The organism is Psychrobacter sp. T6-1 (assembly GCF_052258445.1).
Genome location: NZ_JBQQFC010000123.1, coordinates 1 through 6,825 on the forward strand (window position 1 = coordinate 1; position 6,825 = coordinate 6,825).

The 6,825-nt window shown below is 47.1% G+C and carries 3 protein-coding genes and 1 pseudogene; 1 reads left to right on the forward strand and 3 read right to left on the reverse strand.

Annotated elements, in window-relative coordinates; translation table 11 throughout:
* Nucleotides 1–3,155: AAA family ATPase (locus ACTXGO_RS08025; protein WP_443573981.1), on the reverse strand; the 3,155-nt coding region annotated here is incomplete at its 3' end.
* A gap of 140 nt (nt 3,156–3,295) precedes the next feature.
* Here ACTXGO_RS08025 and ACTXGO_RS08030 point away from each other — a divergent pair.
* Entirely contained in the window at nt 3,296–3,595 is a 300-nt protein-coding gene (locus ACTXGO_RS08030; protein WP_435950236.1) for a DUF4298 domain-containing protein, read from the forward strand.
* A gap of 58 nt (nt 3,596–3,653) precedes the next feature.
* On the opposite strand, the gene ACTXGO_RS08035 is transcribed toward ACTXGO_RS08030, so the two are convergent.
* Nucleotides 3,654–5,564: an alkaline phosphatase D family protein gene (locus ACTXGO_RS08035; RefSeq protein ID WP_443542473.1), complete on the reverse strand. Its 1,911-nt coding sequence runs from the start codon at nt 5,562–5,564 to the stop codon at nt 3,654–3,656.
* Nucleotides 5,565–5,818: 254 nt separating this feature from the next.
* A pseudogene (locus tag ACTXGO_RS08040) lies at nt 5,819–6,622 on the reverse strand (sulfite exporter TauE/SafE family protein).
* Nucleotides 6,623–6,825: the final 203 nt, after the last annotated feature.

Consider the following 6,825-nt stretch of genomic DNA (forward strand, 5'->3'; position numbering starts at 1 on the left):
TCTGATTTGAGCTGAGCGATTTTGTCTGGACGCACGCGGCGATCATGGACGATAAAGTCCGCTAACACGTTTGAGACACTCATCGTTTGCGGCGCGTCCTTATCATACTTTTGACTGATGCTTTGATACTTTGCTAGAGCCTTTTGCACATGAGTGCTCGCGTCCTCCAAGCGCGCATTACTTAGCGCTAGCTGTGTTGCTAGCTGTGCCAAATCCTCTTGCTGTGATTGAAGCTTATGATGTAGCGCGTCCAGCTCATTTTGCTGTTTACTATAGTCTTGCTTGAGCGCCGCTAAGGTTGACTCACGCTCCGCTAGCAGAGCTTGCTGCTGATCACGCAACTCTTGTATCTTTTGCACCCTTGTCCTTAGCTCTGGCAATTGCTGTTGATACTCTACTAATTGAACGCCAAGCTTTTGCGACTCTTGTAGGGATTTATCGTGCTGATCTGTCACCTTGACTAGGCGGCTAACGCTATGCTCTAAACGCATCTCGCCTTTTTGTATGTTTAACTGTAGTACCTGCCAAGCATCATCCTCTGCGTGCCGAACACGGCTACGCTCATTTTTATCCGTCTGTAACTTTTGACGATGACTTTTTGCTTCTGTCAATTGTGTAATGAGCGTATCTAGCGCCCGTTGAGTCTCGCCCTGCTTATCATTGAGCGCTTTTTGTTCAGATATTAGCGCTTGCTGTTCTTGCTCAAGGCTTAATTTGTCATTATCCAGACGCTGTATGTCAGCTTGCAAGCGCTCATACATCGCTTGACAAGTGGTAAGTTGCTGCTGGCAGTGATGCTTATCTTGCGTTAATTGGGCCGCCTGCGTACGAGCCTCCTCTAAGCTGATCGTCAATGCATCATACTCGCGCTGAGCTTGCTTAAGCGTTTGTTGCTGCGTGTTTATGCTTATATTGCTAGCCTCTAGCAAGGTCTCAAGCTGTTTTAGGCGCGCGCGTTGCTCAATACGTTGGGTCAAAAACGCGCTGTTGTTTTCGCTATTATCCCGACCAATGAGCCTACTTAAATTTATCATCCCTTGCTGACTAATCATCCAGCCATCAGTCGTTAGTAGCGTTGCAGGCTTTGGTAACACCTCTAAAACTCTACCCAGATTTGCTCTTTTTTCTTCTTCAGTTTCATTATCAGTGCCAATGTATAAATAACACTGCTGGCAAAGCGTAAGTCTTGGCTGCGAGATCAACTGAGATAAAGGTATAAGCTGTTTGCTAAGCGCATGTGCTAGCTGGCTCATAAATGAATGAACTTCATCGCTTTGGGTAGCGGGCAGCCATAAGCTGTGACCCGATTTTGCACCTACGGTATCTTTTTGATAACTGAGTAAGTTTGTTACATAATGCGCCAAGTTCTGTCTATTGTTGTCCGTCAGCAAGACATGGCTATCAAGCCACGGGGCCAGCCATTCATCGAGTATATGGGCATAACGCTGACCCAAATCTGTCAGCTCAATGCGTGCGCGTATCGTGCTTATCGGTAACGGCTGTGATACCTGACCAAAATCGCTATCTTCAGTGTCATAAGTTATTTTAGTAACGTGCTGCATTGACGTATCGTCGCGTGATTGAGCGGACGTATCGTTGCGTGATTTAGGATGCAGCATTTGATGCAAGGTATCGTACTCACCGACTAGCAGTGCATGACGTTTTTCATTCTCTGTCAGCTCACGCTGCTGTACGCCTAATCGCTGCTGTAACTCATGCGCCCTAGGTTGCAGTACTGCTACCTGCTCAAAGGTATAATCCTGCTTGCGTACAATGTGCCCTAGCTGATCCTTTAACTCGGTCAGCTCGGTATTTGCGAATGCAGGTGAGACGCTACTATGATCTGCGCCCAAGGGTAATAGCTGCGCATGTAGGGCTTGCCAATTGTGCTCGCGGCGCTGCCACTTGTCGTAGCTTTGCTGGTAGCGCTTTTGTTCCTGAGCATTAATGGCTTGTTGCTGCTCTAAAATGCGCATGTCATATTGTAAGCGCGATACTTTATCTTGCGCGTCAGTCCATGCCCGCTGCAATGTGCGCTCGCTTTGTTTATAGGACTCACGTTTGATCGCCAAATCGTTGAGCTGTGGACGTAGACTTGCCAGCAACGCTTGTTGCTCGCTTTGCTCTAGCTTTAAGGCTTCGCTCTCTGTATGCGTTTGTGATTGCTGCGCGTGTATACTATCGATCTGCTGCTCAATCTGGCTGATTTGGTTTTGAATATCAAAAAGCTCATGCTCAGCTTTTTGATAGCCCAGCTGCTGCTGATAGTGTGTGCTTTGCGCATCGTCTTTGAGCCACTGCTCTTGTGTGATGTGCGCTGTCAGTTTGTCTTGCTTGGCTTTTAGATCCTCACAAAGGCTTTGCAGGCGCGCGACCTCATCGAGACCTTGCTTGTGCGCTTGTTTTTGCTGCTGCTGATAGTGCTTAGCTTGGTACAACTGCTGAATGGTAAGTTGCTGCTGGATATCAGCACGCGCGAGTGTTAACTCCTCATAACGCTGGGCGCTTGTTGCTTGTTTAGATAGCCGCTTTTGTTGACTGACAAGCTCGCTTTGCATATCCTGCAAACGCGCTAAATTATCTTGCGTGATCTCAAGCTTTTTTTGGGTCTCTAAGCGCTGTGCTTGATAACGTGATACCCCTGCCGCCTCTTCAATAAACTCACGTAGCTGCATGGGGCTTGAGTCAACGATACGCCCAATCATGCCCTGCTCAATCACTGCATAACTGCGCGCGCCAAGCCCTGTGCCTAAAAAGACATCGACAACATCACGGCGACGCGCGCGCGTGCCATTAATAAAATAGTCTGAACGTCCCTCCTTATTGACTTGACGGCGTACAGACAGTTCATGATATAAGTTAAACTCGTGGCGAATGCCTGTGGTCTCATCTTGGGTGTGCTCAAAGGTCAGCTCGACACTGGCAACGCTTTTTGCCGATTTGTCTTGGGTGCCTGCAAAAATCACATCGCTCATCGCTCCGCCACGCAGCTGCTTGGCGGAGGTCTCGCCTAGTACCCAGCGTATGGCGTCAATGACGTTTGATTTGCCGCACCCATTGGGCCCGACAATAGCAGTAATGCCACGAGGAAAGTTAAAGGTGGTAGCATTAGCAAAGGATTTAAATCCTGTCAGCTTGAGGGATTTTAGGCGCATGAAAGGTATATTAGGTCAGCAAAAACAGGCGGCTATTCTACCGCAAATTGCGGTGTGTTTAGAAGTTTGTTATAAGGCTGCATTGCATTAGAATAGAGGACAGCCTATATTGAGTATGAATTAAAAATAAGCGAGCTAACATGAAGAACTCTGACCCGCAGGACTTACAACAAAAATATGAGCGCTGGAGCCAGTTATATCAGCAGCAACTTGAGGCGCAGCAGCAATTTTTAGAAGCAGAAAAGCTGTTCGATGAGTTGCAAGGGTATTACTTAAGCCCGCAGTGGATGGCAGATCGTGAAGCGGATCTACCAATTGAGCACTCAGGCGAGGCGCATTCTATCTTTAGTGAAGATGCGCTATGGAGCATGCTTACCGATCGCAATGAGCTGGCAATGAAGTGGATGCGATTGGGGCTCGATGCGATTGATAAAGAGTAGACTCTATCAACCGCCTGTAGAAAAAATTTATTTAGGCAAAGAACTGCTCAGACAAAAGTTATGCACTCAACTGGTTTGCGCCGGCGAGCACTTTGAGCGTTTGTCCCACTTCACTACTATAGGTTTCCTGTAGAATATCACTAACAAATACCCATTCTGACTGACAAGACTCAGGCGTGACCGTAATCGCCATATAACCACGCTCATTCGGGTTTATGAACTGCAAACCGTCTATGATTTGAGTCAGTACCGCTTTTACTTGTGCTGGCGGATTAGGAATGTATTCCTCAAATCCTGGTGAGCTGACTGAGCTGGTCGCAAACTCTACGCCCACAGCGTTGTTGTCTTTATCGGTGAGATTATTTGCCCATGCATTGTGCGTGTCACCCGCCAGTACGACTAGGTTTTTATTTAAGCTTTTGGCGGTTGCTAATATGCGCTCACGCGCCGCACTATAACCATCCCAAGCGTCAGTATTATAAGGAATAGCAGGCTGTTGCAATAGAGCGATATCTTGAGGGGTTAAAGTTTGTGGAGCGGTTTGGGCTTTTTGCGTTAACGCTAAGTACGCATTGATATCTAAGCCAAGTCTAGGATCGGCTAAATTCAAAATGACGGGCGCAGGTATATCCATCCGTCCCATCAACACTTGCTGACCGAGCACTTGCCACTTAGCGTTTGATTGCTGTAGTTGGCCCACCAGCCAGTTGTTCTGCGCCAGTCCCAATAGCTCTCTATTAGGGTCATTGGTCGCTGCCATAAACGCATCGCTGTCAATATAGGCGCCGACCACATTATCAGCTTTGATAAAATTGGCATAATTGAGCTGTTCATCACGTCCAATAATGCGAGTATCTAACATGTGCAAACTTAGTAAGTCGCCGAAGTCAAAGCTGCGATAGATCTTACTTTGTACTTCGTTACGTATCGGCATCCACTCATGATAAGCGGTGACAGCGGCGAGTTTGCGATCATCCCAGCTGCCCTCAGTGGCAGGCTGATGATTTTCGGCGCCATCTTCATAAGCATCATTGGCCAGCTCATGATCATCCCATACCGCAATCATAGGTACAGCGGCATGCAAGTCTTGCAAATCTGGATCGCTTCTATACTGCGCATAACGCATGCGGTATTCGTTGATGCGCGTCACCTCTTGCGCAGGTTCAACCTCACGGTCGATAGCAGCGGCGTTTTGCGACGCATAAGCAGGTACGACATTGCCCCCAGCATCGGTAACCGTGCGACCATACTCGTAAATATAGTCGCCCAAATGGATAAAAACATCTAAATCATTGCGCTTAGCAGCATTAGCGTAAACATGGAAAAACCCAGCTGGATAATTGGCACAGCTAAACACCGCCATTTTGACTTGGTTCACTGAGCCTACAGGTAAGGTTTTGGTTTTACCAACGCGGCTGCTTTTACTGCCTACGGTAAACTGATAATAATAAACGGTGTTTGGCTCTAGACCGTCTACATCGACTTTGACAGTATAGTCCTTGGTAGCATTTGTAGTGACAGATCCTCGTTTGAGCACATTATCCATCTGTGAATCACGAGCTATCACCCAGTTAACCGTAAATTGACGAGATCCTGTGTTTTGCGGAGTTACTCGGGTCCACAGTATGACACGATCAGATAAGGGATCACCGCTAGCAACACCGTGATCAAAACTAACGGCGTCATTGGCATTGAAATTGTCGTTGTCATCATCGTCACACCCTGCCAAGCCTAGACTAGCAGCCCCTACTGCCGCCACCCCTATAGACCCAAAACCTTTCATAAAGCGGCGTCTATTAAACACCATTTTGCTGCGAGTATTACTGGCAGGCTCAGATTGTGATGTGTCGCTTGATTCTACTAAGCTGTCGACAAAAACATTGTGAATCACTTTTTCTGTTGTATTGTCAGTTGCGACATCTTTTAGTTCGATATCTGCTTTTTTGCTTTTATCGCCGTGTTTACTCATGGCTTGCGCATCCTTGTGCTATAGGTAATCTATCGCTATCGATAAACATTAGGGTGGTTTCCCGTATTGATTAAACTTCCTTATCAATCAAATACAGGTAAGCAAAATACTATCACAAACGTTTAGTTATAAGTACAGTATTGTCTGTTGCAATATTTTTTGACAGGAGTAAGTGTTATCAAGGCTTTTAATAAAAATCATTTTTAGCGCGAAAAATTAGTTTTTTACTCTTCTTATTTTCTAATTTTGGCTAATTACACCACCCCAATCCCACTCAAAAACAACTGCCCGCCTGCGAATATAAGCAGCACACCAAAAGCGCGTTTTAGCGTGAGCGCTGGCAATACATGAGCAGGTTTGGCACCGACCTTTGCCATAGCGAAGCTCGCGACTGAGATGCATAAAAAGCCTGAAATATGCACAAAGCCTATCGTGCCCTCAGGCAAATTGGCGACGTCTTGTCCAAACCATGCAAATCCTACCGCGCCAGCCAGTGCAATCGGCAGACCACAAGCGGCTGAAGTGCCAACCGACTGTCTCATCGGTAGCCCTGCCCAGTTCAAAAACGGTACGGTCAAACTGCCGCCGCCGATTCCAAAGATAGACGACGCCATTCCGATACCAGTGCCTGCCCCAAACTGGACGCCAGCAGGAGGTAGCGGCTTACCCAATTACTCTTTGTTAGAGAAAAACAACATTTTGAGCGCTACTAGTAACGCACCGATACCGATAATCGCTTGCAACGCTTTGCCATCGATCATATCCGCGATACCTGCACCAACGAGACTACCGATAACTAGTCCTAACGCCATCTTGCGCCAAACCTCCCAGCGTACCCCGCCGCGCTTATTATGCGCGGTCAATGAGCTAATGGACGTCACTACGATGGTTGCAAGCGACGTACCAATCGCCAAATGCGTGATAACGTCAGGCGGGAAATCATAAGCGGTAAATATCCATACTAGTGCGGGCACGATAATCATGCCACCGCCAACGCCAAACAAGCCTGCACTAACACCTGCAAATGCACCCGCAATCACAAACCACACATATAACATCATTGACGCCACCTTTTATCTCACGGGTTTTTGTATCATAATGGCTAGCGCCAAGAGCGAAGCTCGCAGTATATATCCAATGCACTGTAAAAAAACATAGCGCTACTGGGATGAGTTTTATGCAGCATCAAGCGGCGTAGGCACAGCACGCAAGTAAAATTTATACCAGTAGCGCGTTTAAACTTACACGACAGTTTTATATT